Source organism: Stutzerimonas stutzeri, assembly GCF_013522825.1.
Taxonomy (GTDB): domain Bacteria; phylum Pseudomonadota; class Gammaproteobacteria; order Pseudomonadales; family Pseudomonadaceae; genus Stutzerimonas; species Stutzerimonas stutzeri_AK.
The window spans coordinates 18,946-42,705 of record NZ_JAAMQZ010000013.1; the positions used below are offsets into that span (position 1 = coordinate 18,946).

Annotated in this window: 24 protein-coding genes and 1 pseudogene; 14 read left to right on the top strand and 11 right to left on the bottom strand. The window is 64.7% G+C overall.

Annotated elements, in window-relative coordinates; translation table 11 throughout:
- Positions 1-108: 108 nt before the first annotated feature.
- Genes G7020_RS10080 through G7020_RS10090 form a run of 3 tightly spaced genes read right to left on the bottom strand, consistent with a single transcriptional unit; the run spans position 109 to position 2,774 of the window.
- Entirely contained in the window at positions 109-948 is an 840-nt protein-coding gene (locus tag G7020_RS10080) for an SDR family NAD(P)-dependent oxidoreductase (RefSeq protein ID WP_181083975.1), read from the bottom strand.
- Between the two features lie 33 nt (positions 949-981).
- On the bottom strand, positions 982-1,848 hold the full coding sequence (locus tag G7020_RS10085; protein WP_181083977.1) for an SDR family NAD(P)-dependent oxidoreductase: 867 nt from the start codon (positions 1,846-1,848) through the stop codon (positions 982-984).
- Positions 1,845-2,774, bottom strand: coding sequence for an alpha/beta hydrolase (locus G7020_RS10090; protein ID WP_181083979.1), 930 nt, complete (start codon positions 2,772-2,774; stop codon positions 1,845-1,847). The genes G7020_RS10085 and G7020_RS10090 overlap by 4 nt, the downstream gene beginning before the upstream one ends.
- Positions 2,775-3,013: 239 nt before the next feature.
- Between G7020_RS10090 and G7020_RS24355 the strand changes: the two are divergent.
- Together G7020_RS24355 and G7020_RS10095 are read left to right on the top strand one after the other, a co-directional pair.
- Positions 3,014-3,156 (top strand): annotated as a pseudogene (locus G7020_RS24355) (IS5/IS1182 family transposase); the annotation flags it as partial.
- A gap of 126 nt (positions 3,157-3,282) precedes the next feature.
- Positions 3,283-4,332: a saccharopine dehydrogenase family protein gene (locus tag G7020_RS10095; RefSeq protein ID WP_181083981.1), complete on the top strand. Its 1,050-nt coding sequence runs from the start codon at positions 3,283-3,285 to the stop codon at positions 4,330-4,332.
- Positions 4,333-4,509: 177 nt separating this feature from the next.
- Here G7020_RS10095 and G7020_RS10100 read toward each other — a convergent pair whose 3' ends face one another.
- The 3 genes from G7020_RS10100 to G7020_RS10110 form a co-directional block, all read right to left on the bottom strand.
- Positions 4,510-6,282 carry an acyl-CoA dehydrogenase C-terminal domain-containing protein gene (locus G7020_RS10100; protein ID WP_181083982.1) on the bottom strand — a complete coding sequence of 591 codons (1,773 nt, stop codon included), beginning with the start codon at positions 6,280-6,282 and terminating at the stop codon, positions 4,510-4,512.
- Between the two features lie 119 nt (positions 6,283-6,401).
- A complete protein-coding gene (locus tag G7020_RS10105) occupies positions 6,402-7,043 on the bottom strand; it encodes a 2-hydroxychromene-2-carboxylate isomerase (protein WP_181083984.1) in 642 nt (213 codons plus the stop codon).
- The gene (locus G7020_RS10110) at positions 7,040-7,180 is read right to left on the bottom strand and encodes a hypothetical protein (RefSeq protein ID WP_181083986.1); all 141 of its coding nucleotides are present in this window, start codon (positions 7,178-7,180) and stop codon (positions 7,040-7,042) included. The genes G7020_RS10105 and G7020_RS10110 overlap by 4 nt, the downstream gene beginning before the upstream one ends.
- A gap of 118 nt (positions 7,181-7,298) precedes the next feature.
- On the opposite strand from G7020_RS10110, the gene G7020_RS10115 reads away from it, so the two are divergent.
- Both G7020_RS10115 and G7020_RS10120 read left to right on the top strand, forming a co-directional pair.
- Positions 7,299-8,315: an AraC family transcriptional regulator ligand-binding domain-containing protein gene (locus G7020_RS10115; protein WP_181083988.1), complete on the top strand. Its 1,017-nt coding sequence runs from the start codon at positions 7,299-7,301 to the stop codon at positions 8,313-8,315.
- Between the two features lie 533 nt (positions 8,316-8,848).
- Entirely contained in the window at positions 8,849-9,160 is a 312-nt protein-coding gene (locus G7020_RS10120; RefSeq protein WP_181084160.1) for a DUF736 domain-containing protein, read from the top strand.
- Between the two features lie 47 nt (positions 9,161-9,207).
- Here G7020_RS10120 and G7020_RS10125 read toward each other — a convergent pair whose 3' ends face one another.
- Complete coding sequence (locus G7020_RS10125) at positions 9,208-9,498, bottom strand: helix-turn-helix domain-containing protein (RefSeq protein WP_181083990.1); 291 nt, start codon at positions 9,496-9,498, stop codon at positions 9,208-9,210.
- A gap of 316 nt (positions 9,499-9,814) precedes the next feature.
- Here G7020_RS10125 and G7020_RS10130 point away from each other — a divergent pair, with 316 nt between their 5' ends.
- The 9 genes from G7020_RS10130 to G7020_RS10170 all read left to right on the top strand — a co-directional run bounded on the left by G7020_RS10130 (position 9,815) and on the right by G7020_RS10170 (position 17,163).
- Positions 9,815-10,165: a DUF2958 domain-containing protein gene (locus tag G7020_RS10130; RefSeq protein WP_181084161.1), complete on the top strand. Its 351-nt coding sequence runs from the start codon at positions 9,815-9,817 to the stop codon at positions 10,163-10,165.
- Positions 10,166-10,506: 341 nt separating this feature from the next.
- Positions 10,507-11,304 (top strand): DUF2285 domain-containing protein, encoded by a 798-nt coding sequence (locus G7020_RS10135; RefSeq protein WP_181083992.1) that lies wholly within the window; start codon positions 10,507-10,509, stop codon positions 11,302-11,304.
- Positions 11,305-11,388: 84 nt separating this feature from the next.
- Entirely contained in the window at positions 11,389-11,685 is a 297-nt protein-coding gene (locus G7020_RS10140; RefSeq protein ID WP_181083994.1) for a helix-turn-helix transcriptional regulator, read from the top strand.
- A gap of 26 nt (positions 11,686-11,711) precedes the next feature.
- Positions 11,712-12,545 carry a replication initiator protein A gene (locus G7020_RS10145; RefSeq protein WP_181083996.1) on the top strand — a complete coding sequence of 278 codons (834 nt, stop codon included), beginning with the start codon at positions 11,712-11,714 and terminating at the stop codon, positions 12,543-12,545.
- Positions 12,546-12,786: 241 nt separating this feature from the next.
- A complete protein-coding gene (gene parA / locus G7020_RS10150; RefSeq protein WP_181083998.1) occupies positions 12,787-13,425 on the top strand; it encodes a ParA family partition ATPase in 639 nt (212 codons plus the stop codon).
- Positions 13,422-13,673 (top strand): hypothetical protein, encoded by a 252-nt coding sequence (locus G7020_RS10155; protein ID WP_009616232.1) that lies wholly within the window; start codon positions 13,422-13,424, stop codon positions 13,671-13,673. Before parA ends, G7020_RS10155 begins: the two co-directional genes overlap by 4 nt.
- Positions 13,670-14,203: a DUF2840 domain-containing protein gene (locus tag G7020_RS10160; RefSeq protein ID WP_181084000.1), complete on the top strand. Its 534-nt coding sequence runs from the start codon at positions 13,670-13,672 to the stop codon at positions 14,201-14,203. Before G7020_RS10155 ends, G7020_RS10160 begins: the two co-directional genes overlap by 4 nt.
- Positions 14,200-14,787 (top strand): S26 family signal peptidase, encoded by a 588-nt coding sequence (locus G7020_RS10165; RefSeq protein WP_181084002.1) that lies wholly within the window; start codon positions 14,200-14,202, stop codon positions 14,785-14,787. Before G7020_RS10160 ends, G7020_RS10165 begins: the two co-directional genes overlap by 4 nt.
- A 399-nt stretch (positions 14,788-15,186) precedes the next feature.
- A complete protein-coding gene (locus tag G7020_RS10170; protein ID WP_181084004.1) occupies positions 15,187-17,163 on the top strand; it encodes a relaxase/mobilization nuclease and DUF3363 domain-containing protein in 1,977 nt (658 codons plus the stop codon).
- A 125-nt stretch (positions 17,164-17,288) separates the two neighbouring features.
- On the opposite strand, the gene G7020_RS10175 is transcribed toward G7020_RS10170, so the two are convergent.
- The 3 genes from G7020_RS10175 to G7020_RS10185 all read right to left on the bottom strand — a co-directional run bounded on the left by G7020_RS10175 (position 17,289) and on the right by G7020_RS10185 (position 21,548).
- Positions 17,289-18,419 carry a DUF2855 family protein gene (locus tag G7020_RS10175; protein ID WP_181084005.1) on the bottom strand — a complete coding sequence of 377 codons (1,131 nt, stop codon included), beginning with the start codon at positions 18,417-18,419 and terminating at the stop codon, positions 17,289-17,291.
- 87 nt (positions 18,420-18,506) lie between these two features.
- On the bottom strand, positions 18,507-20,543 hold the full coding sequence (locus tag G7020_RS10180; protein ID WP_181084007.1) for an NADPH-dependent 2,4-dienoyl-CoA reductase: 2,037 nt from the start codon (positions 20,541-20,543) through the stop codon (positions 18,507-18,509).
- 363 nt (positions 20,544-20,906) lie between these two features.
- A complete protein-coding gene (locus tag G7020_RS10185) occupies positions 20,907-21,548 on the bottom strand; it encodes a TetR/AcrR family transcriptional regulator (RefSeq protein WP_181084009.1) in 642 nt (213 codons plus the stop codon).
- Between the two features lie 287 nt (positions 21,549-21,835).
- On the opposite strand from G7020_RS10185, the gene G7020_RS10190 reads away from it, so the two are divergent.
- A complete protein-coding gene (locus G7020_RS10190; protein ID WP_181084011.1) occupies positions 21,836-22,945 on the top strand; it encodes a YheT family hydrolase in 1,110 nt (369 codons plus the stop codon).
- A gap of 35 nt (positions 22,946-22,980) precedes the next feature.
- Here G7020_RS10190 and G7020_RS10195 read toward each other — a convergent pair whose 3' ends face one another.
- A complete protein-coding gene (locus G7020_RS10195) occupies positions 22,981-23,601 on the bottom strand; it encodes a TetR/AcrR family transcriptional regulator (RefSeq protein WP_181084013.1) in 621 nt (206 codons plus the stop codon).
- Positions 23,602-23,760 lie beyond the last annotated feature (159 nt).

The window sequence follows — 23,760 nt, forward strand, 5'->3', positions numbered from 1 at the left end:
CGCTGCAGATAAGGGAGCTTTGGAAAGGCCGAATGTCAGGTTTTTTCAGTTGTGGTTCACAGTGGCATTGCTTCATCGTCTCGGCGATGCGCATCTGGCCTCGCGCTTTTATAACGCTTTTTCCTCATTGGAAAGCCTTACCGCTTCAGCGACACGCTCGTCATCAAAGCCGAGCCGCTCGATGAGCCGGCGCAGCAAACCGGGCGCTTTCGCGACCAGATTGTTGCTGCGCGGCACCGCCATCAAATCACGACGGCGCTCGATACATTCGACCAGGGCATCTACGACCTGCTCCAGTGCGACGAACTGCCAGACACCTTGGTGATTGTTCCAGACAAGGGTGGAGGACGGACCATCTTTGACGGCTTCCATCATGGGCGTCTGGAAGAAAGTCGGGTGCAGCGAGCCGACGCCCACTCCATGCTGTCGAAGCTCCAGGCGCAAGCTGTCGCACAGGGCCCATACCCCGGCCTTGCTGGCGGTGTAGGCGGTATTAAGTGGCGAGTGGACGAAGGCCGCCATCGACGAGATGGCCAGCAGGTAGCCCCGGCGCTCCTTCACATGAGGCAACGCGGCGCGGAAGGTACGCGCCACGCCGTTCAGGTTGATGTCGATGACCCGCTCGAACGCGGCGGGGTCGATGTACTCCAGGGCGACCACCGAGCTGATGCCGGCGCCGGCGACCACTACGTCGATCCCTCCGAAGTGGTTCGCCGCCTCTCGTAGTGCGGCCTCCAGGCTTTCGAGTGAGCGCACGTTTGCCACCCAGCCTGCGGCGACTCCAGGCCCACCTAGCTCAATAGCCAGGCTGTCGACTGAATCTTGGTCAAGATCGAGCAGGGCGAGTTTGGCCCCCTGGGCACGCAGAGCCTGAGCAGCGGCCCTGCCGAGGCCGCCGGTAGCGCCGGTAATGGCGATGACTCGGTCTTTCAATGTGGAGCGTTTCATGAGGGTACCTTCAACAAGTCTTGGGAGAGGGCATCAATCCTGACTACGAGTCCGAACGACCTCGCTTTCCAGCTGTTGAAGCAGCTCTTGCAGACGAGAATGGCGTGGCATTTGCCAGTCCGTGAACATGTTGAACAGGCCTCGCAGCATTGAGATGGGAACAAAGCGAGTGGGTTCGATGATGCGTGGTTTGCGCTTTTGCAGGCCCCTTACCACGGCGCGCGCCACTTGTTTCGGTGGGATTGCCCGGCGCATGAACGGCGGCAGTCCGGTTTCGTTCATCTCGGTCACTATGGCGTTACCGCCAAACGCGACCTTGGCGATGGCGGTGTCCACCCAGCCGGGATAGAGCACGCTGGCGCTCGCGCCGGTTGCCCCCAGCTCGGCCCGCAGCGACCGGGCAAGCGACTCCACCGCGGCCTTGGACAGGGCGTAAGGGGCATTGGCCATGCCGTTCAAGTATGCGTAGGTGGAAGATGTGACCAGCACCTGGCCCCGGTTGCGAATGATTTCCGGAAGTGAGGCGCGCACGATGTGCCAAACGCCGAACAGGTCCACTTCAATGATGCGGCGGAACTCCATTTCGTCGCAGGTGCGCAGGGTCGCCGGTACACCTTTCCAGGAGATGCCGGCGTTGGCGAAGGCCACGTCGAGGTGACCGAAGCGCTCGACTGTCTGACGCACCACCGTCTTCGCCGCTTCGGTGTCGGTGACATCGAGCGCCAGCGGCAGCACGCGTCGACCGTCGAACTCCCGAGCCAGCTCGTCCACCGCCTCCTGCCGGGCGTCGGTCAGCACCAGGTTGGCACCCTTTATGTACAGCTCCCGCGCAGTGGCGGAACCAATGCCGCCCGCCGCACCGGTGATCAGCACTACTTTGCCTTCGAGATCGTAGGTCATGCTCTTGCTCTCTTGGTTGGAATGATCGGCACAGTGCGCCGGAGGAAGTCGAGCTGGTCGTTCACGACCTGCTCGAAGGCTTCGCCCACGTAGATGTCGAAGTGGCCGTGGGAGTAGCGCTTGATCTCGTGGCGTGGCGTGCGGCGGGCGTGAGCCAGTGTCCGCTTCGCCGGTGCCACGCTGTCCGTGTCGCACACGCAGAACAGTACGGGGGCCTGGATGCGGGGCGTCTTGCGTCCGGGGTAGTAGCGGATGATGTCCAGGGCGAAGCGCGCAGTGGCTTCGTTGCGGTTGTGCGATCCCGGCTCAATCAGCCCGTGGTAGCCGTCCCAGCTATCCGACGAGGTCATGAATGCGGTCTCGCCGGGGTGGCCGGCCAGCGGCACCAGAATGGGCCCGGCGCCGAACAGAGAGCCGATGCGGTCGGCCAGGGCCAACCCGCTGAGTCTGAGCGATACCAGAGGCTCGGCGGCGAGGCTGGAGGCCAGGCCGTCGGTGAAGGGACATTGGGAGATGACGGCGGCGATCCGCGCATCCTCGGCGGCAGTGGCCAGCACATGCCCACCGCCGAACGATGTCCCCCAGATCACGACGCGCTCTGGGTCCACATCCGCGAGGCTGCGAGCATGGGCGATGGCCGCCTTCCAGTCTTCGAGCTGGCGGCCGATGTCCAGCAGTTGGCGCGGCTTGCCCTCGCTGTCGCCGAAGTGGCGGTAGTCGAACACCAGGCAGGCGTAGCCGGCGGTCATGAAGCGCTCGGCGAAGGCCGGCAGGCGCATCTTGCGCGTACCGCCAAGCCCATGCGCCATCACCACCACGGGGAAGGGGCCGGCGCCCAGCGGGCGGTAGAAGTCGGCCACGCAACGGGAGCTGTCGGAGACGAATCGCTCTGTCGTAGGGGTTAGAGGGTCGGTGATCTTTCTCATAGCGGCATCCGTTGGAATGACTGGAGTGGAGCCATTCTCGGCAACTGCCGGCTAGATGGCTTGACGGTATCCGTCTAGCCGCTTGACACTTTGCGCCAAACGCATGGTGATCTGGGAGCTGGCCCGTTCAAGGGGGCGATTGGCATTCGTGCGGGGAACTGAAGGTGGAGCTCAGGGATGCTCTGAAGAAGACGTCCCCAATCTGGTGAAATACTCCGATCACGTTGCCGAGTATCCCGATGGAGCAGATGACCTTCGACGCCGCGTACGCCGGCAAGCAATTGTTCCTGATCGAGATGGATCAGGTGGTGCCATGGAAGGACTTGGTGGCCGCCGGGCGTACCCGTTGATGGCGATGCGGAGGCTGATGTCGGCCAGAAATATCGCGTTTCAGAGCATCCTTGGATCATCGCTACGGCTTGACATTAAACCTAGCTTTAATCTTAGCGTTCCTTGCACCTAGATGGGCTGTACGGTCCGAAACTCAGAGGTACTCATGGGGAAGCAGATGAGCTGGATGATCTATGGTGCTAACGGCTACACAGGCGAGTTGATTGCTCGCGAGGCTGTTCGGCAGGGCCATAAGCCAGTGCTAGCGGGGCGAAATCGCGAAAAAATTGATGCGTTGGCCGGTGAGCTGGGCCTCGAGGCCAGAGTCTTTGGGCTAGATGATGAGTTGGTGTTGGCCAAACACATCACTGGGTGTGGGTTGGTTTTGCACTGCGCCGGTCCATTCTCAGCTACGGCTGCGCCTATGATGGCTGCTTGTTTGCGCGCACGCGCCCACTATCTGGATATCACTGGTGAGATCAGCGTATTTGAACATTCTCGCTCCTTGAATGATCGTGCTCGAGCGGTTGGCGTGGTGGTGTGCCCAGGTGTGGGATTTGATGTGATCCCCACTGATTGCGTAGCTGCTGCACTCAAGGAGGCGCTACCCGATGCCACGCATCTCGCACTGGGCTTCGACTCCCGCTCCAGCATGTCGCCAGGGACGGCCAAGACGTCCATCGAAGGAATGGCGCAGGGCGGTAAAGTGCGCCGAGATGGACGGATCGTTCCAGTTCCACTTGCATATAGGATTCGTCGAATCGATTTTGGCGATGGTGAGAAACCGGCGATGACGATTCCCTGGGGAGACATCTCTACCGCCTACCACACCACCGGTATTCCCAACATTGAGGTATTCATCCCCGGTTCCATGGGCATGATCCGAAGTGCCAAGCTCGCCAATTTGTTCCGGCCGCTCTTGGGCATTGCGCTCGTACAGAAACTGTTGAAGGCTCGCATAGGGAAAACGGTCACTGGCCCCGACGACAGCAAGCGTGCAGAGCAGGGCACCTGGGTGTGGGGTGAGGCCCGAAACGCATCTGGTGACTGCCGAGTGATCCGGGTGCACACGGCCAACGTATACAGCCTGACCATACACGGGGCACTGGCCGTGGTGGCGCATTTGCTACAGGCTCGCCCCGTCGGTGGCGCCTATACCCCAGCTAAGCTAATGGGGGCTGAACTGGTAACACGATTACCTGGTTCTAGCGACTTTCAGCGGTCTTGATGTTTTCGGGGGCTTGCGGGCTCGGCAGTACTGGCAATCGACCTGCGGCTCATGCGAAGTACCGCTCTTCAAGCCGCTCCTGCGAAACGCCGAAGATGGCGGCATTGTATGATCGGAAGAGAAATCCCGGCCGGCTGGCGTGCCACACCAGTCCGGGCGGGATCGAACGGGCTTTTATCAGAATTGATGGTCTTTGATAGCGTGCAGGGGCGCAGCCCCGGCGCGTATGGTCATCTCAAGGCCCAGTATTCGCGGCATCAGGCGGGAGAAGTAGAACTCCGCGGTGGCCAGCTTGGCGCCGTAGAAGTCCGGGTTGTCCGCAAGGCGGCTTTGCGCCACGACGCTCATCCGGGCCCACATGTAGCCGTAGGCGATATAGCCGAGCAGATGGAGATATTCCACGGAGGCCGCACCGATCTCGTTGGGGGCCCGTGCCGCGCTCTGCAGTAGCCAGGAGGTGACGCCCCGTAGACGGCGCACGGCCTCCAGCAGTTCCTGGTGGTGCAAGGGCTTGTGCTCGGCGGCAAAAGCGCCGACCTCGTCCAGGAACATCTCCAGTTTGGCGCCCTGGTCCGCAACGACCTTGCGGCCGACCAGGTCGAGCGCCTGGACGCCGTTGGTGCCTTCGTAGATCTGGGCGATGCGGCAATCCCGGACCAGCTGTTCCTGGCCCCACTCGCGGATGTAGCCATGGCCGCCGAATACCTGCTGGCTCAGCAGGCAGCTATCCAGCCCGGTGTCGGTGTTGAAGGCCTTGGCCACCGGCGTCAGCAGCGCCGCCAGCGCCTCGGCCCGGCTGCGCTCTTCCCTCTCCGAACTGAACCGGGCCAGATCCAGTTGCATGCCCAGGTAGGTGGACAGGGCGCGGCCAGCCTCGGTCATGGCCTTGGCGGTCAGCAGCATGCGCCGCACGTCGGGATGGACGAGGATGGGGTCCGCAGGGCGATCCGCCGCCACCGCGCCCTGGGGGGCTCGCCCCTGCAGGCGCTCATGGGCATAGGCCAGGGCACCCTGGTAGGCCGCTTCGGCGCAGCCAAGGCCCTGCTGGCCGCAGGACAGGCGCTGGTGATTCATCATGGTGAACATCGCCGCCAGGCCCTTGTTAGGCTCACCGACCAGCCAGCCGGTGGCGCCGTCGAAGTTCATCACGCAGGTGGCCGAGGCCTTGACTCCCATCTTGTGTTCGATGGAACCACAGCTCACCGCGTTGCGGGAGCCCAGGGTGCCATCGTCGTCGACCAGCACCTTCGGCACCAGGAACAGCGAGATGCCCCTCGCCCCGGCCGGCGCGTCGGGCAGTTTGGCCAGAACCAGGTGGATGATGTTCTCGGTCAGGTCGTGTTCGCCGCTGGTGATGAAGATCTTGCTGCCGCTGATCCTGTAGCTGCCGTCCGCCTGGGGGATCGCACGGGTGCGAATCATGCCCAGGTCGGTGCCGGCATGCGCCTCCGTCAGGCACATGGTACCGCTCCAGGTGCCGGCATAGAGCTTCGGCAGGTACTGCTGCCGGAGCGCTTCGCTGGCGTGTGCCTCCAAGGCCAGGCCGGCGCTGACGCTGAGCACGGCGTAGAGCGAGAAGCCGCAGTTGGCCGCGTAGAGCATTTCCTCGAACTGTACGGACAGCATCTTGGGCAGACCCATGCCGCCATATTCGGGGTTTCCGGTAAGGCCATTCCATCCGCCCTCGGCGTAGGCCTTGTAGGCCTCGCGGAAACCGGCAGGCGTGGTTACCCGTCCCTCGTTCCAGAAGGCACCTTCCTCGTCCCCGGTGCGGTTGAGTGGCGCCAGGAGCTGGCCGGTGATCTTGGCGCCTTCTTCGAGCATCGAGTCGGCCAGTTCCGCATCCACCCGGTCGGCCAGTTCGGGTAGGCGGAGCCATGTCGCAGGGGCGTCGAACACGTCGTGGAGCAGGAAGCGCATATCGCGCAGCGGCGCTGTGTAGCCAGGCATATTGAGTACCTCGGTGGGGGTTATGGCCGAGCGACGAACCATCGATCGCTCGCCTTGTGTGACTGGGCCGGATAGTTCGTCGGTTGCCGGGCGGGGCGGGCCGCGCAGCAGTGCACGACCTAGGGAAGCGCCATGCCCAGTGCCGCCGCGCGCTCCGGGGCGACTGGCGCATAGCGGCTGCCTGCTGCCAGGAAGCTGTCAAGAATCCAGAGCCGGTCCAGCCCCCAGAACAGCTCTCCATCGACGATGCAGGTTGGCGAGCCGAATACGCCGTGCTCGATGGCTTGCCGTGTGGCCCCGTCTACAGCCGCCTTCGTCTGCGGCGATTCCAGCGCCTGTTCGACGGTGTCGCGTGTGACGCCCATCTCGGCGGCGATCTCCACCAGGCTCTCCAGATTGTCCAATCTGCGACCCTGTTCCCAGCGGGCCGAAAGCAGCTTCCTGGCCAGCACTCCGGCCGCTTCCTCGGGCAGAGCGTGGAACAGGCGCTGGGCCGGCACGGGGTTGAAGATGCTCAGGTCGTCGCAGAGGGGGATGGACAAGGCTTGGGCCAATCGTGGCACGTCGGAGCGCAGGTAGTCCCCTTTCAGGGGGGTGTCCAGCAGGGGTTTCAGGCCCATCACCTTGGTTACGGTGACACCCAGCCTGAAGGGCCTCCATTTCACGGTGCGTCCGTGCCGGGAAGCGATGGCCTCGATCCTGGTCGAAGCCATGTAGGCATAGGGCGAGATAAAGTCGAAGTAGAACTCAAGCGTGCTCATGCCTGTTCCTCCTCGGCAACCCGCTCCGGACTCACACCGGCGAGGTTGCAAGCTAGGGCGATGGGGGGAGCGTAATGCGAGCTGTCGGAGGGAAAGTGGATCGTGGCCATGGCCAGCAGGTCGGCGATGGTCTTCATAGTCGGCTTCCGTCAGAGTGGCTGGAAAGACAGCATTCTCGGCAAGCGCCGACGCGATGGCTTGACGGTATCCGACTGTTCGCTTGACACTTTGCGCCAAACAACAAGAGAGCCTTCGATGAACCAGCCACTGCACCGGCGCGTGGTGCCAGAGACCTACGTGCAACTGCTCTACGAATACCTGGAAGCGCTTGGCCACGAGCCGGAGTCGGTGTTGGGCGAGCCCTGGCCCGAACCTGCGCCAGGCGGTATCGGCGGTATGGATGTGGAGCGCTGGGAGCGCCTGCTGGTGACGGCGGCGCAGACGCTGGACGATCCGCTGTTGAGTCTGCACCTCGGCCGCACCATCAGCGCCCGGCATTTCGGCGTGTTCGGCTCGGTGCTGCTGGCCTGCGAGAGCCTGGCGGCCGTGTTGCAACGCTTCGAACGCTACCAGCGCCTGGTGTTCGACGTGATTCCCATGACCCGCCGTGACGGCGAGGGCTGGTTCGAGCTGGTCTGGGATGTCAGCCAGTACCAACTCGGCTCGTTGATGAGCGAAACCGGCACCGTCGCGATGGTGCAGTTTTGCCGCGACCTGGTGCGTGGCACGGCCAACCCGCTGCTGATCGAGTTCAACCATGTCGGCCCCGCCGACAGCACGCCCTACGAGGCGTTCTTCGGCTGCCCGGTACGCTTTGGCCGGCCCGAGGCGGTGATGCGCTTCTCGTCGCAACTGCTCGAACTGCCCATGAAGAGTCCCGATCCGACGCTGATCGCCCTGTTGGAACAGCACGCGGATCGCCTGCTGGCCCAACTGCCGCAGCAGCACGAACTCGTGGAGCAGGTGCGCAAGATCATCGCCCGCGCCCTGCGCGAGGGCGAGCCCTGCATCGAGCGGATCAGCGCGCAGCTGGGCTGCTCGCCGCGCACCCTGCAGCGCCGCCTGCAGGAGGCCGGCACCGGCTTTCGCAGCGAACTGAACCTGATCCGTTACGAACTCGCCCAGTCGTACCTGCGCGATCAGCGCCTGCAGATCGTCGACATCGCCATGCTGTTGGGCTATTCGGAGCACAGCGCCTTCACCCGCGCCTTCAAGGAATGGAGCGGGCGGACGCCCCAGGAAGTCAAACAGCTCAACTCCGATAATCGCTAGCCGGGTCCATGCCCCAACTTGCTGCTGCAGGTTGTGTATGCGCGTACCGTCCCCGACCCTGACGGTTGCCAATTCCAGGCCGCGAAGGATGGGCCACGGGCATGCCGCACGGCACAGCCTCAAGTGCCTCCAGTCCCCGCCTCAAGCCAGTCGCCGCAGGACGCGGCAAGGGCGTTCTCGCCCGTCGTCGGGGTGTTGGTCTTGCACGCGTCAAGGTACAGGCCGGTGGAGCCGCCCACGGTGAGACCGAGTCGGCCCTGTCTCCTTCCGGGGAGGTTCGGCCCGGTGCGTCCTTGGCTCGTCGTGAATCCTGGCGGTGGCACGGCTGCGCCTCGGGCTTCAGGGCCGCAACCGTCCGGCGCAAACAATTTCCCCTCCGCTACGCGGATTCCCCGCCCACAAATTCTGTGTGCCTCCCGGTCCTCCACGCTGTTGCGGCCGCTGCGCGGTGCGGCCAGCCCGTCCACCGCCTGCCGGATCACAACAAGGACGCGATGGGCGCGACCTTGGTTACCCCGCAAGGAGAAATCATCATGGCCAACATCGGCACCTTCACCGCTCAGAACGACGGTTTCACCGGCACGGTCCGCACCCTGACGCTCAACGTCAAGGTCAAGTTCGTCCCCAACGACAGGAGCAGCGAGAACGCCCCCGACTACCGCATCCAGGCGGCCGGCGGCTACGACATCGGCGCGGCCTGGAAGAAGGTCAGCCAGGCCGAGCGGCCCTACCTGTCCGTGACCCTCGACGATCCGTCGTTCCCGGCGACGATCTACGCCCGGCTGATCGAGGAAGAGGACGGTACGCACAACCTGATCTGGTCGCGCAGCAAGTCGGCGGCCTGACGGCCACCTCGGCGCCCCGCCCGTTGCGGCGGGGCGTTGTCGCAGGACTACGCCCTGGACGCGGCGAGCTGGATTTCCGTCGCAGCCATCAGCACCGCTGTACTGCAATCGAGCGCGCCGGCGATCTTGAAGATGATCGCCAGCGTTGGCATATGCTCGCCACGCTCGACCTTGCCCATGTGCGAGCGCTCGACGCCGGCCAGGTTCGCCAGCGACTCCTGCGCGATACCGCGCTCCATACGCAGCGCGCGCACCGCCGCGCCGAAGGCTTGTGCCAGCTCGGCATCGAAGGTGGTGGTGCCGGCCGGTCGGCCGGGCTGGACGGATCGCTTCTGCATGGACAGAAGCGTCCGGTCGAGGGAGAATCAAAACCACGTTATATTTAACTCATTGCTGAGATTTCAGCCGCTTTCGTGCTTTTACGGAAACCCGTACTGGCTGATTTCATCAGAGCCACAGAGGCGCCTCCGTGTCTTTCCTGACTTGCGCAATGCCGATTTCACGCCTTGGCGCCTTTGCGGATTTGCCGGCATGCGCATCCGTGCCTCTGAACAAATGCACGAATCCGCATTACCGGATTGGCGAATGCGTGCGAAAGAACCTCTGTGCATTCACGCCTGCAAGCAGGGCGAGGTCGCATTCCGGCGTGCGGCCATGACCCTGCCGCTCATCACCGTGACGGAGCGCGCACAGATGCTGGAGAACGGCCGCGCCTGGGCGGTGGGCCAGGCCGTCGACCCGCTGCCGGTGGTACGTCTGTTCACCCCCGACGCGCATGCGACCTGGCTTCTGGCCTCGCTCGATCCGGTCGACGAGGACACGGCCTATGGGCTGTGCGACCTGGGCATCGGTCTGCCCGAGCTGGGCACTGTGAAACTGTCCGAACTGGCGGCCATCGTCGGTCCGCTCAAGCGTCCGGTCATGCGCGACCTGTACTTCCGGGCGACGCGCACGCTGTCGGAGTACACACGGCTGGCGCAGCTCAACGGCTCGATCATGGACTGACCGATCCGGGCTATCCCGCCCAGGTCGTCCAGGGGGCACTGTGATCGACTCGATCCGAGTCCAGACCGCCTCGGTCTTAATTGGCACTATTGCACTCAGGCGTTACAAGCCTGACCCAATCGATCACGATGGCCACCGCTCAAGACTGCAGGATATGCCTGGCGCCGTACCAATGATGGGCGGCGGCTCTGTCGCATTCGGATGATCTGCGTAACGCTTCGGAGTCAATCGGTCTTGATGCTGTCGTTTGACGTATTTCCACCTACTGCTGTGTCGAGGAGGCGCTGACCTCGCGTTGCGAGCCCCGTGGCGACGGCCCCTGTGCAAAGGGAGGTTGCCCCATGGCCGATCACGACGCCGAGCATTGGTATCCCACCGCCGCTTATCTCTACGTCCTGCACCTGGATGACCTCGCCCTGGCCTGGGAGTACCTGCGCCGGAACCCTGAATACCGCCGCGACTGGCGGGATCGCCAGCGTCGGCCCGAGGCGGCGCAACGCTGGGGGCTGCGCCTGCTGGAAGACCCGCGCCTGGACGCGCGTGACGCGCATCCGGTCTGGTTTCCCGACCCCCCGGAACTGATTCACCTGTATCCCGATGTCGACCCCATGCCCGACTCCGTGGCGTTCGATTTCTGGCGCCTCCCAGGCAGCAAAGGCCTGGTCCATGATGGCCGGCGCCTGCTGCTGACGACACGGTGGCCGGGCTGCTGCCTGCGCCTGGCTGTGGCGCCCGGTCTGGAGCAGGGCATGGCCTACGTCCATGCCGTGCACGCCTGCGCCAGGCCGTGCGCACGTTCCTGCGCCCTCATGGCCGAACTGGACAAGCTGGCAGTGGCCGCCGATGCCGTACCGCTCGCGGTGGTTCGGTGCCGACCCAACCCGGCTGCGCTGCTGGAGCTGCATACGCTGCAAGCACTCGACGCCACCCTGGCGGGGGCATCCTTGCGCGAGGTGGCCGCGGGGCTGTTCGGTCCGGCGGCGGTGGCTGACGGCTGGCACGCCGATGGCGGCCTGCGCTCGAAGGTGCGTCGTCTGGTGCGGCGCGGCCGGGAGCTGATGCACGATGGCTATCGCCGCCTGGCACAGGTCGACGGGCGCGGGGAGGGCCGTTCGGCACAGCCCGCAAAACGACCCTGAGCAGGCCTCCACGCCTTTCTGAGACTGCCTCCATCCGGCTGCGCTGGTGTGGCCGGGCTGTCCTGAACGATGGAGGCTCACCCCATGCGACCCGCTCCCGTGCGACCTGCTGCCGCCCACGCCAAGCCCCTGCAACCCGCCGCCACTGCCCAGCCGCAGCGCTACCTGACCAACGACGAGGCGGCCACCTACCTGCGCCTGTCGCCGCGCACGCTGGAGAAGCAGCGCGTGATCGGCGGCGGCCCGCGCTTTCGCAAGTTCGGCCGGCGCGTCATGTACGCCGTCGCCGATCTCGATGCCTGGGCCGACCAGCACAGCTTCGAGGCCACCTCCGATCCCGAGTACGCCGAGCAGCACTCGGCCGACAGCCGTGCGCGCTGATCGGCGGCTCGCCGGAGGCCATCGCCATGTCCAGCTCGGCGCCGGAGCGGGAACAGCTCGACCTGTTCCGTGCCTTGCCGGGCGACATGGCGCCGCGCGACAGCCAAGACCTGATGGCCTACCCGTTCTTCTCGTTGGCGAAGTCTCGGCGCACCGCGCCGATCGATTTCCAGTCCGGCGGCGTCACCGTACGTGTGGAGGGCACGCGGGAACATGGCATCGCCACGATCTGGGATGCCGACGTGCTGATCTGGGCGGCCAGCCAGATCGTCGCGGCGCGCGACGCGGGCCTGCACCCGTCGCGTCTGATGCGCGCCACGCCCTACGAGATCCTGCGCTTCATCGGGCGCGGAGTGTCGCTGCGCGACTACCAGCGCCTCAAGGCCGCCCTGGATCGCCTGCAATCGACCACGGTGGCCACCTCTATCCGCGAGACCAGCGGCCGGCGCCTGCACCGTTTCTCCTGGATCAACGAGTGGAAGGAGCTGGCCGATGCCTGCGGCACGCCGCTGGGCATCGAGCTGATCCTGCCGGACTGGTTCTACGCGGGCGTGCTGGACGCCGCCCTGGTGCTGACCATCGACCCGGCGTATTTCCGGCTCACCGGCGGCATCGAGCGCTGGCTGTACCGCCTGGTGCGCAAGCATGGCGGCAAGCAGCCGGACGGCTGGCAGTTCGACTTCCGCCATCTGCACCGCAAGTCGGGCAGCACGGCCAGGCTTTGCGACTTCGCCTGCGACCTGCGTGCCCTGGCGGCGCGGCAGTCGTTGCCCGGCTATGTGCTCGGCATCGAGCGCATACCGGAGGTCAACGTGGAGCTGCTGACGTTCCGGCCCGTGTCGCCCACGGCACGGGGATAAGCGCGGTAAAACCTGTGAATGGGCTCGTGCTATCAGGCGTACCGGGTATCGTGCTATCAGGCGTATCACTATCGTGCTATCGGGCGTACGAAATCCTCTGCAGGCCAGAGCCTGCGCGGGCTCCAGCCTCTCTTAACTTCTCTAACTTAAAAGCTCTAACTTTTTGTAGGGGCGCGCCGTTTCGGTGGACAACCACGAAACGGCACGGCCAGGCCGGCTTTCCAGCAGGGAGGGCCGCGCCATGATCATCGCCTTGCTCAACCAGAAAGGCGGTGTCGGCAAGACCACGCTCGCCACCCACATCGCCGGCGAACTGGCGCTGCGCGGTGCGCAGGTCGTCCTGCTGGATGCCGACCCACAGGGTTCATCGCTGGACTGGACGCAACGGCGTGCCCAGCAGGGTTTGCCCAGGTTGTTCAGCGCCGTGGGCCTCGCCCGCGAAACCCTGCATCAGGAGGCGCCCGAACTGGCGCGTCGCGCCGATCACGTGATCATCGACGGACCACCGCGCATCGCCGCCCTGGCGCGCTCCGCGCTGCTGGCGGCCGAGCGCGTGCTGATCCCGGTGCAGCCCAGCCCCTACGACCTGTGGGCCAGCGCCGAGATGGTCGCGCTGATCCGCGAGGCGCAGGTATTCCGGCCGCAGCTAGCTGCGGCCTTTGTCATCAACCGGCGCGTTAGCACCACCATCATCGGTCGCGAGGCGCGCCAGGCATTGGCCGACCAACCACTGCCGGCGCTGCGCGCCGAGGTGCGCCAGCGCATCGTCTTCGCCGATAGCGTGGCCGCCGGGCGACTCGCTCGTGAGACGGCGCCGGACAGCGCCGCCGCGCGGGAGATCACTGCGCTGGTCGACGAACTGCTGCGGTGGACGGCATGACCCGCGAGCGCGGCAAACGCACGGCCATCGGCGCCCGCCCGCCGGCGAATCCGCACGCCGAGGCGTGGGTTCGCCAGGGGGACGCCGGCGGCCTGCAGAAAGGTGACCTCTACACCGCACGCCTGACCCTCGACATCACGCCCGCCATGCGCGCCCGCATCAAGGTCTCGGCGTTCACCCAGGGGGTAACGGTCGCCGATCTGTTGCGCGCACTGCTGGAGCGCGAGTTCCCGGAGAAATCCCCATGAACGCCCAGCTTACGAAGGCCACGGCTGCGCCGCCGCCATCGCTCGCAGTGCTCGCCGGCCAGACTGACGCCGCGCAGTTGACCCGCGTGTCGCTCGCCTATGTGGAGCAACGCATCAAGCTCTACCTGCGTTTTGGCGAGCCGGCGTGTATCACCCGCCTGGACCAATGGCGGCGTGTCGCGGTGTTCCTGCCGGGTGCCGTCTTTTGCCGCATCCGCTGGCAGGCCAACGACTACGGCACGATCCGCTGGCAACTTATGGTGATGCAGGCCTGCACGCCGCTGGACACCGTGCAGCGCATCCCCGGCGTGCTGCCAGGCGCGCGCCTGCTGCTGCATACGGAAGGCGATAACACGGTGCGCGCCGTGCTCGAGCGCATCGACGCCATCGAGGCGCTGGGCATCGCCCCCGTCGCCGCATCTCCGGCGTACTGGCGCACGCTGGGCAACCGGCTCGCGGCACGCTCGCCGCTGCCCGGCTACACCGTCGAGCGGCACGCCGCCTGGCTCGCCGGGAGGTCATGGTCATGACCATCGTTTCCACGACAAGCCCCGCACCGCGTCCTCGCTCGCGCCTGCGCGCTCGTATCGCCCTTGCGGGGCTGTCCGCCGTTGGCCTCGCTGCGCTGGCCTGGGCGTCCTTCGTGCAGCCGTTGCCGCGCCTGATCTACAATCCGTCCGACAGCGTTCCGGTCGGTTGGTATCGCGTCGAACCGCTTCAGCCCCGGGCCGGCTCGCTGCCTCGTCCGTTGTCCGTGGGCAGCATCGTCTTGGTCCGGTTGCCTGCCGACGCTACCGCACTCGCTGCGCAGCGCGGCTACCTGCCGGCGCACATCCCTCTGCTCAAGCGCGTGGGCGCGGTTGCGCCGCAGCACGCCTGCATCGTCGCCGACCAGGTGCGCATCAACGGCGCGCCGGTGGCCACTGTTTTGCCTGCCGACCGCCTGGATCGGCCGCTGCCATCCTGGCTGCAATGCCGACCGTTGGCCGAGGACGAACTGTTCCTGCTGAGTGTGACCAACCCGGCGTCGTTCGACAGCCGCTACTTCGGGCCGGTCAGCGCGTCCGCCGTGATCGGCGTCGCGCGCCCGATCTGGTCGGAGACACGTCCATGATGGTCGCCAATTCGCTGCTGCTGCCGTGTCGTCGTACGTGCAGCGCGGGCGCATCCGCACCACGCTTCGCGCAACATCCGGCGCAGCTGTCCTACGTGCAGATGACTTGCCTCGAACGCGTCCGGCCTGCGGCCATTGGTGCATTCGCAGACAGGCTGGCTGCTGGTGCAGCAGAGCCGCCTGGTCGCCGCGGCCAGGGGGGCAGGGCAGAGCAAAAGCGGAAGGCAAGACAAAAGGGGGCGGCACCTGCTCGCCCGCAACACCAGTCTGCACGTGGGGGAGGAGCGGCACGGCGCTGCTTCGCCGCCGTGCTGTGTGCGACGCGCAACACGCGCCGATGCCGGCATACCCGTGTGCTTCACGCGCCAGGACACGCCCTGGCTCGACGAGGGAACAGCCATGACTGACCGTCGTGACGACGATTTCCGCATTCGGCCCAACGCCCCGAAGAACCGGGGCAAGGGCTTTGTCTCCAAGGTGCTCAAGCAGGTCGGCAAGGCCGGTGGCAAGTCGGCTGTGCGGCGCCCTGCACTGGCCAGTGGCAAGGGACAGCACGCCGGTCAGCGGCCCGGCTCGCGCCTGGGACGCGGGCACACGGCGGCGCGCTTCGCGGGCGCCTCACTTACGCCATTCACGCGCCGGGTGACCATCAAGACCCTGCTGGTCAACCAGCGCCAGGCCAGCCCACGGTCGCTGGCCAAGCACCTGCGCTACATCGAACGCGACGGCGCCGGACGCGACGGCGAACCGGGTCGCGCTTATGGGCCGCAGGCGGACGAGGCCGACCTCGGTGCATTCAGGGAGCGCTGCCAGGACGACCGGCACCATTTCCGCTTCATCGTCGCGCCAGAGGATGGTGCCGAGCTGGACGACCTGCGCACCTACACCCGGCATCTGATGGGGCGCATGGAGGCCGACCTGGGCACGCGGCTGGACTGGGTGGCGGTGGATCACTGGAACACCGACAACCCGCATACCCACATCGTCCTGCGCGGGCGCGACGACACCGGCAAGGATCTCATCATCGCTGGCGATTACATCGCCCACGGCTTCCGCCACCGGGCCGCTGAACTTGCCACCGAGTGGCTGGGGCCACGCACCGAACTGGAGATCCAGCAGACCCTGCAGCGCGAGGTGGAGCAGGAGCGATGGACGAGCCTGGATCGCACACTGAAACGTGAGGCTGGCGACGATGGCCAGATACATGTCGAACGCCTCAACGAGCCCCGCCTGCAACGCCAGCGCCTGCTGCTGATCGGCCGCCTGCAACACTTGCAGCGCATGGGCCTGGCCGACGAGACACAGCCCGGCACCTGGGCCGTCCAAGCGGACGCGGAAAAGACCTTGCGCGCCCTGGGCGAGCGGGGCGACATCATCCGCACGATGCAGCGGGCCATGAGCGGGCAGCCGCGTGAGCTGGCGGTGTTCGAGCCGGGACAGGAGGGGCGTACCGTGATCGGCCGGGTGACCGCCAAAGGGCTGGCCGACGAGCTGCGTGACCGGGGGTATCTGGTCATTGACGGAGTGGACGGCAAGGCCCATTACGTCGCGCTCAACGCCCGCGACGAACTGGCGAACTATCCCACAGGATCGGTGGTGGAGGTACGTGGCTCGGCTGAGATACGCGCGGCCGACCGCACCATCGTCGCGCTGGCGAGCGATGGCCTGTATCGCACCGACCATCACCTGGCGGTTGCTCAAGGTCAGGCAAAGGCTGGCCGCGATCCGCAGGAGGTCGTGGCGACTCACGTCCGCCGCCTGGAAGCTCTGCGTCGTGCAGGTATCGTGGAGCGTGTGGCTGAAGGGCTGTGGAAGGTGCCGGACGATTTGCCCGAGCGTGGCCGCCAGTACGACGCGCAGCGCCTAGGGGGAGTTGCTGTGGAGCTGAAATCGCACCTGCCGATTGAACGGCAAGCCCGCGTAATTGGCGCCACCTGGCTCGACCAGCAACTGATCGGCGCTGGGCGAGGGCTGGGTGACTTCGGATTTGCTGGTGAGGTGAGGCAGGCCATGCAGCAGCGTGCCGATTTCCTGGTTGAGCAGGGGCTGGCCGAGAGGCAAGGTCGGCGTGTGATCCTGGCGCGTAACCTGCTGGCGACGTTGCGCAATCGAGAGCTGGCCCAGGTCGCTCGGGAGATCGCCGCCGAAACCGGGTTAGAGCACCGACCAATGCTTGATGGCCAGCGCGTGACAGGCATCTACCGGCGCAGCGTCATGCTCGCCAATGGACGTTATGCCGTGCTCGATGATGGTAAGGGATTCAGCCTGGTGCCGTGGAAGCCCGTTATCGCGCTGCGGTTGGGGCAACAGCTGACCGCGACACTCCGCGATGGAAGGGCGTCATGGGAGATTGGACGTGGACCGTCTATTGGATAAAAAAGCGGGATGGCCGGCTGTGATCCCGGCCATCCCGCAAACTCGGGTATTCAGATGAGTGTGCTGACCCCTTGTCGAATAGGCTCCCGAGATTTCTGCGAACGGGCCCGTTCAACACAAGCCATTCAAATTGAGCCACCCCGGCTGGCGGACAGAGACAGGATATGGCCGGTTTGCGGGCTTGCGTGGCCGGCCAGTACCTCCCGGTACGCTCGTTTGACCGCATCGGGGCCCAATCCATGCTCGACGCTCAGCCACTGCCCGGTGAACGTGGTGAAAGCGGACCAGCGTTCTGCCAAGCGTTGGTGAAATCCAGCACCGCCCCATTCCAGCAGACGCTTCTCGGCCTGTGCCGGGGCGAAAAATAGCTGTGGCGCTGCTCCGGGCAGGTTCTTTGGCAATCCTCCGCGCTGGTGCCAGTGAGAGGCACCGACCAGGCAGCTATGGCGCAGTTGCGCAGCGAAATGGGCATGCAGGCGGCCGAGCAGTTCACCATTGCCGGCGAAATCAACCGTTGCCGTTGGCACTCCGGCGTCCAACTCGGTTACTTGGTCGTAGCCAAGCACCCGGTCGTAGCAGCCCAAGCCCTCGACGAATGCTCGGTTGGCCGGCGAGGTCAGCCCGACGATCTCGTAGCGCTGTTCGCGCTGGCCTCGGTCGCGATGCAGCAGGTAGGCCATGCCTATCGCGGTCTTGCTGGACGCGCTGGTCAGCACCAGGCGTTCGGCATTGAAGAAGCGATTGTCGGTGAAGAAGTCGTCGAGCAGGAACGAGGTGGTGAACAACGGGCGCAGCAGCATCTGCAGGGATTCATTGTCGGCACTGTAGAGCGGGTCGCGGGAGCAGCGCAGGTACTGGTTGTAGATGATCGGCAGTGGCCGCCGGTGCTCGCTGCCATCAACGAAGCCACTTTCCTTCACCTGCACCGGCTCCACTACCAGGTGCGTGGACATGGGGTAGTAGCCGTAGAAGCGCACCCCCGGCTCGACACCCTCGCAGCGTGACGCCTGTACCTCAGCGAAGCCCCACACCGGAATAAGACCCCTGCCTGCCGGAGCAGGGAAAAACTGCCAGTAGCCCATCGTCTCGCCCATCACCGCATAGGTGATGTTGTTGGCGGTGAAGGCGAAGCGGTCGATCCGCAGCAGCGCCTGGCCTGGCGCCAGGGCTTCTGCATCGAGTTGCTGTTCCCGCAGCTCGCCGCGGGAAAGGTCATCGCGATCGACCAGGAAATCCAGCACAGCGGTACTTGCCATGATTCCGTCCTCCGAACCCATGGGAAAAAGGGGGCGACGCCCCCATCCTGTTCAGGCCTTGGCCTTGCTCGCGGCTAGATTGGGGCATCAGAGCTCTGCGGCCAAGCGCGAGCCCTGGTTGATCGCACGCTTGGCGTCCAGTTCGGCAGCCACATCCGCGCCACCGATCAGGTGCACGTTCTGGCCGGCAGCGACCAGGCCATCCTGCAACTCGCGCAGCGGGTCTTGCCCTGCGCAGACGATCACGGTGTCGACTGGCAGCACCTGCGGCTCGCCTTCGGCGATACGAATGTGCAGGCCGGCGTCGTCGACCTTGAGGTACTTGACCGAGTTGAGCATCTGCACGTTCTTGTTCTTCAGGCCGGTACGGTGGATCCAGCCGGTGGTCTTGCCCAGGCCGTCACCGACCTTGGTCTTCTTGCGCTGCAGCAGGAACACTTCGCGCGCCGCCGGATGTACTTCGGCCTTGATCCCGGCGATGCCGCCACGGGCGTCCAGCGCGGTGTCGATGCCCCACTCCTTCCAGAACGCGTCGCGGTTCAGGCTGGTGGTCTCGCCGGCGTGGGTGATGAACTCGGAGACGTCGAAACCGATGCCGCCGGCGCCGATCACCGCGACCTTCTGCCCGACCGGCTTGCGCTGCAGGATGGCGTCCAGGTAGCTGATCACCTTGGGGTTGTCGATGCCTTCGATGGCCGGGGTGCGCGGGGCGATACCGGTGGCCAGGATGATCTCGTCATAGCCGCCCTTGGCCAGGTCGTCGACGTTGACGCGGGTGTTCAGGCGCAGGTCGACACCGGTGGTCTCCAGCTTGCGCTTGAAGTAGCGCAGGGTCTCGTAGAACTCTTCCTTGCCCGGAACGCGCTTGGCCACGTTGAACTGGCCGCCGATCTCGCCGGCCGCATCGAACAGGGTCACGCTGTGGCCACGCTCGGCAGCCACGGTGGCAGCGGACAGGCCGGCCGGGCCGGCGCCGACCACGGCGATCTTCTTCACGGTGGTGGTCGGGATGTAGTTCAGCTCGGTCTCGTGGCAGGCGCGCGGGTTGACCAGGCAGCTGGTCAGCTTGCCGCCAAAGGTGTGGTCCAGGCAGGCCTGGTTGCAGCCGATGCAGGTATTGATCTCGTCGGCACGGCCGGCAGCGGCCTTGTTGACGAAGTCCGGGTCGGCGAGGAACGGACGGGCCATGGACACCATGTCGGCATCGCCCTCGGCCAGCACCTGGTCGGCGACTTCCGGGGTGTTGATGCGGTTGGTGGTGCACAGCGGGATGCTGACTTCGCCCTTGAGCTTGGCAGTAACCTTGGTGAAGGCGGCGCGCGGCACCTTGGTGGCGATAGTCGGGATACGCGCCTCGTGCCAGCCGATACCGGTATTGATGATGGTGGCGCCGGCCTTCTCGATGGCTTTGGCCAGCAGGACGATCTCGTCCCAGGTGCTGCCGCCCTCGACCAGGTCGAGCATGGACAGGCGATAGATGATGATGAAGTTCGGGCCTACGGCCTCACGCACGCGACGAACGATCTCCACCGGCAGGCGCATGCGGTTCTCGTAGCTGCCACCCCAGCGGTCGGTACGGTGGTTGGTGTGGGCAGCGAGGAACTGATTGATGAAGTAGCCTTCCGAACCCATGATCTCGACGCCGTCGTACTCGGCCTGCTGGGCCAGTACGGAGCAGGTGACGAAGTCCTGAATCTGCTTCTCAATGCCTTCCTCGTCCAGCTCACGCGGCTTGAACGGGTTGATCGGCGCCTGGATGGCGCTCGGCGCTACCGATTTCGGGCTGTAGGCGTAGCGGCCGGCGTGGAGGATTTGCATGGCGATCTTGCCGCCGGCCTCGTGCACCGCGCGGGTGACGATCTTGTGCTTCTCGGCTTCCTCGGCGGTGGTCAGTTTGCCCGCGTTGGAGTACACGCCGCCTTCCTCGTTGGGGCCGATGCCGCCGGTGACGATCAGGCCGACTCCGCCTCGGGCGCGCTCGGCGAAATAGGCCGCCATGCGCTCGAAGCCGTTCGGCTTCTCTTCCAGGCCTGTGTGCATGGAACCCATCAGGGTGCGGTTGCGCAGGGTGGTGAAACCCAGATCAAGGGGGGCCAGAAGATGTGGGTAGAGAGGGGATGTCATGGCGCTTCTTCTCCAGGCATGAGGGACACGGCAATTTATCTTTGCACTGATAAGTTTTTGTCGGGCCCACGTTAGCCCCCCTCTGATTCTGAGGCAATGATCGAAAGTGACGCCTAAATGATCATAAAGAACAGGAGCTGGCTAAGTTCAGGATTGCCAATCTCTGGGATGAGGCGATGGGAGGATTGAGATATGCCTGTGTGTGGCAGGTAGATGCGAGTCAGTCTGACCACACAAGGCTGGATCGGATGAATAAAACAAAGCCCTGGGAAGCGGGCTTGGGGGAGGCGGTTGACGCTCGTTAGCAGAGGGCAACGAACCTCACCTTACGATCTAGGGCTGCGACGGGGGCACAGCATTCACCTACTGGGCAGCGCCCGAGTCTGTGTTCTTCCCGGCCTGGAACAAATGCTCAAAGCCTCGAAGGGTGCTGTCCACGAAACGGGCGTCAGTGGTGGAGCTCGGAAGCTGCAGAACGCCATGAATGACAAGTGATGCCAGGCCATGGGTGTAAGACCAGCCCGCCAGAGCGGCCCGACGAACCTCTGCGCTGTCCATTTTTTGCCCGAGTATTTCGGCAATGGTGCTTTTGAGTTCGTCGAAAGCCTCATCGCGTGCATCGCGATATTCGAGGGGCATTTCGCTGCTGGCGAGCTCCGGGCCGAACATCAGCTGGTACAGCGCCGGATTGCTGCGAGCGAAGCTGAAGTAGGCCAGGCTGGCGTCGCGCAGCTTCTGGATGCCGGTATTTCCCTGGTCTCCATTACGCAACGCCGTAGCCAACTCTCGGAAGCCCTGGGCCGCCAGTTGCCCGACCAGCTCGGCACGATTGGCATAGTGGTGGTAGGCCGCGGTTGAGCTTACGCCGACACGATCAGAGACGGCGCGCAACGACAGTTTGGTCGGCCCCACTTCTTCGAGCATTTCCCTGGCGGCATCGAGCAGTTGAGGCGCGAGGTTGCCTACGTGGTATGTGTCGCGGGCTCGCTGGGGTGTCTTGCTCATGAGGGGAAAGGCCTTGATTTCGTTGCTACGGGCGCCTCGATCTTAGCATTCGAAAAAAACTTGACGGTGTTAAAATGCAATCTTAGCATTGTTAACATTGAGTGCGTGGGCGCATTCCTGGGCCCAACCTACGGTGCTTTGCTGTGAGCTTCGGGGATGACATCGCCCACTTGCACTTCGATTGCCCTGAGAAGCCGGAGCGAGCTGCCAGACGTGGTCGTGGGAGTGTTCTCTTGTGGGATACCGCCGTTTTCGGCAATTGCTCGTTCGTTGATTGAGGACATCTGATGTCGACCTGGTTCACCATTTTGTCCGTGCTCGCTGCTGGGTTCGGTGCTTACTATCTGTGCACGGCAGCGCGCAGGCCGCAGCTGATCTATCAGCCCAACACTGAGAACCAGAATTTGATTGCCCAGGTCCCGCGTCTGACCCGGCGCTTCTGGGCGACGCCGTGGCTGTTCAATGGACACCTGCAACTTCTCGGACTGGGGCTGAAGAAGACCTTTGCTCCAAGATTGAACTACGACCGGGTCGATACCCTGCGCATGGCCGACGGCGGCACCACGGCGCTGCACTGGCTCGGGGCAGAGCTGCCGGAGCAGGTGCCGACTCTGGTGGTACTGCATACCATCACCGGCTCACCACACAGCATGCGGGGCTTCGTGCGCGACTTGCAGCGGCTGACGGGCTGGCGAGTAGTGCTGTGCGAGCGTCGTGGTCACGGTGAGCTGCCGCTGACCAGCCCCAGGTTCAACACCATGGGCGATACCGACGATCTGCGTGAGCAATTGCGGCTGGTCGGCGAACGCTATCCGCAGTCGGCGCTCTACGCTGCGGGCATCTCGGCTGGCTCCGGCCTGTTGATCCGCTATCTGGGAGAGCAGGGGATGGATACTCCGCTGCGGGGAGCTTTCGCCTACTGCCCGGGTTACGACATTCGGGTTGCCTTCGCGCGATCACGGGCCCCCTATACCCGATTGATGGCCAGGAAACTGGTGCGCCAGTTCGTTACCCCGAACCGCCAGGCGTTGTCGCACTTGCCCAGCCTCGCATCGCTGGAAGATGCGCAGAGCCTGGATGAGTTTCACCGACACCTGTATGAGTGTGCCGGCTATCCCAGCCAGCAGGCTTTCCTGGACAACTGCAATCCTATGATGGTGATGGAAAAGGTCAGCGTGCCGCTGCTGGTTCTCAACGCCGAGGACGATCCGGTCTGCGTGGTGGGTAATGTGAGGGATCATCAGCAGGCTATGGCGCGCATGCCCAGAACACTGCTGGCCGTTACCACACGCGGTAGCCATTGCGCCTATCTTGCAGGTCTCACCGCACGTTCATGGGCGCATTATCTGGCTGCCGACTTCCTGCAAGCGGTGCACGTAGAAGTCCGCCGGCAATAACAGGTTTGTGATGGCCATCCGGGCGGCGCAGGCCTTTAGGGCTGCTCGGGATTGACCTTCTTGCCCGGCAGCAGTGCGCAGGCTAGCAGATCCTCTGCCAGTGCCATCAGCTCTTCTCGCGGTGTCCCTTCTCGCGCCTGGCTGGAAAGTACAGGCAGGAACAGGATCAGTAGGCGAGCCAGGCGCAATGGGTCGACCGCTGCCGACAACTCGCCCTCGAGCAGTCCACGATCTAGACAGGTCCGCAGTGCCTGCAGCGTATCCGCCCGCTGCTGGGCAAGCAGGCGCTCGGCGTTCGTACCGTTCAGCTCGCGCTCGGCGAGGCAGGACTCGACCAGGCAGCCCCTGGGCTTGCCCTCCGCGGTGTAACGCAGCACCACCTGACGAAAGAACCGTCGTACGGCCACGGGGCCGCCGTCCTGCAGGAGTTGTCGGGTGGGCAGCAGCTCCTCGCGTAGATAGATATCGATGGCGCGCCGGAACAGGAGCTCTTTGGAGCCGAAGGCGGCATACAGGCTCGGAGAGCAGATGCCGCCCATGGCTGACTTGAGCCTGGCCAGCGTTGCTCCGGCGTAGCCGTGTCGCCAGAACTCGAGCATAGCCTGGCGCGCGGCCCAGTCGGGATCGAATCGGCGAAGACGGCCACGATGGATCATTGCGGTACTCCGCCGCACGGCTTCCCGGACTGAAGCCAGTCGTGCGGCAGAACCGCAGCGTCATCGGCCCGCGTCGAGTAGATCGATAGCTCTGTTAGCACTGGATAAAAAGAACGGGATGTCGTGGGCATCCCGCCGGCCATATCAAGCTCGGGTTCA

Bases quoted from the DNA above. Each gene is read 5' to 3' on its own strand.
- G7020_RS10080 (WP_181083975.1), bottom strand. From the start codon at position 948: ATGAAACGCTCCACATTGAAAGACCGAGTCATCGCCATTACCGGCGCT.
- G7020_RS10085 (WP_181083977.1), bottom strand. From the start codon at position 1,848: ATGACCTACGATCTCGAAGGCAAAGTAGTGCTGATCACCGGTGCGGCG.
- G7020_RS10090 (WP_181083979.1), bottom strand. From the start codon at position 2,774: ATGAGAAAGATCACCGACCCTCTAACCCCTACGACAGAGCGATTCGTC.
- G7020_RS10095 (WP_181083981.1), top strand. From the start codon at position 3,283: ATGAGCTGGATGATCTATGGTGCTAACGGCTACACAGGCGAGTTGATT.
- G7020_RS10100 (WP_181083982.1), bottom strand. From the start codon at position 6,282: ATGCCTGGCTACACAGCGCCGCTGCGCGATATGCGCTTCCTGCTCCAC.
- G7020_RS10105 (WP_181083984.1), bottom strand. From the start codon at position 7,043: ATGAGCACGCTTGAGTTCTACTTCGACTTTATCTCGCCCTATGCCTAC.
- G7020_RS10110 (WP_181083986.1), bottom strand. From the start codon at position 7,180: ATGAAGACCATCGCCGACCTGCTGGCCATGGCCACGATCCACTTTCCC.
- G7020_RS10115 (WP_181083988.1), top strand. From the start codon at position 7,299: ATGAACCAGCCACTGCACCGGCGCGTGGTGCCAGAGACCTACGTGCAA.
- G7020_RS10120 (WP_181084160.1), top strand. From the start codon at position 8,849: ATGGCCAACATCGGCACCTTCACCGCTCAGAACGACGGTTTCACCGGC.
- G7020_RS10125 (WP_181083990.1), bottom strand. From the start codon at position 9,498: ATGCAGAAGCGATCCGTCCAGCCCGGCCGACCGGCCGGCACCACCACC.
- G7020_RS10130 (WP_181084161.1), top strand. From the start codon at position 9,815: ATGACCCTGCCGCTCATCACCGTGACGGAGCGCGCACAGATGCTGGAG.
- G7020_RS10135 (WP_181083992.1), top strand. From the start codon at position 10,507: ATGGCCGATCACGACGCCGAGCATTGGTATCCCACCGCCGCTTATCTC.
- G7020_RS10140 (WP_181083994.1), top strand. From the start codon at position 11,389: ATGCGACCCGCTCCCGTGCGACCTGCTGCCGCCCACGCCAAGCCCCTG.
- G7020_RS10145 (WP_181083996.1), top strand. From the start codon at position 11,712: ATGTCCAGCTCGGCGCCGGAGCGGGAACAGCTCGACCTGTTCCGTGCC.
- parA (WP_181083998.1), top strand. From the start codon at position 12,787: ATGATCATCGCCTTGCTCAACCAGAAAGGCGGTGTCGGCAAGACCACG.
- G7020_RS10155 (WP_009616232.1), top strand. From the start codon at position 13,422: ATGACCCGCGAGCGCGGCAAACGCACGGCCATCGGCGCCCGCCCGCCG.
- G7020_RS10160 (WP_181084000.1), top strand. From the start codon at position 13,670: ATGAACGCCCAGCTTACGAAGGCCACGGCTGCGCCGCCGCCATCGCTC.
- G7020_RS10165 (WP_181084002.1), top strand. From the start codon at position 14,200: ATGACCATCGTTTCCACGACAAGCCCCGCACCGCGTCCTCGCTCGCGC.
- G7020_RS10170 (WP_181084004.1), top strand. From the start codon at position 15,187: ATGACTGACCGTCGTGACGACGATTTCCGCATTCGGCCCAACGCCCCG.
- G7020_RS10175 (WP_181084005.1), bottom strand. From the start codon at position 18,419: ATGGCAAGTACCGCTGTGCTGGATTTCCTGGTCGATCGCGATGACCTT.
- G7020_RS10180 (WP_181084007.1), bottom strand. From the start codon at position 20,543: ATGACATCCCCTCTCTACCCACATCTTCTGGCCCCCCTTGATCTGGGT.
- G7020_RS10185 (WP_181084009.1), bottom strand. From the start codon at position 21,548: ATGAGCAAGACACCCCAGCGAGCCCGCGACACATACCACGTAGGCAAC.
- G7020_RS10190 (WP_181084011.1), top strand. From the start codon at position 21,836: ATGTCGACCTGGTTCACCATTTTGTCCGTGCTCGCTGCTGGGTTCGGT.
- G7020_RS10195 (WP_181084013.1), bottom strand. From the start codon at position 23,601: ATGATCCATCGTGGCCGTCTTCGCCGATTCGATCCCGACTGGGCCGCG.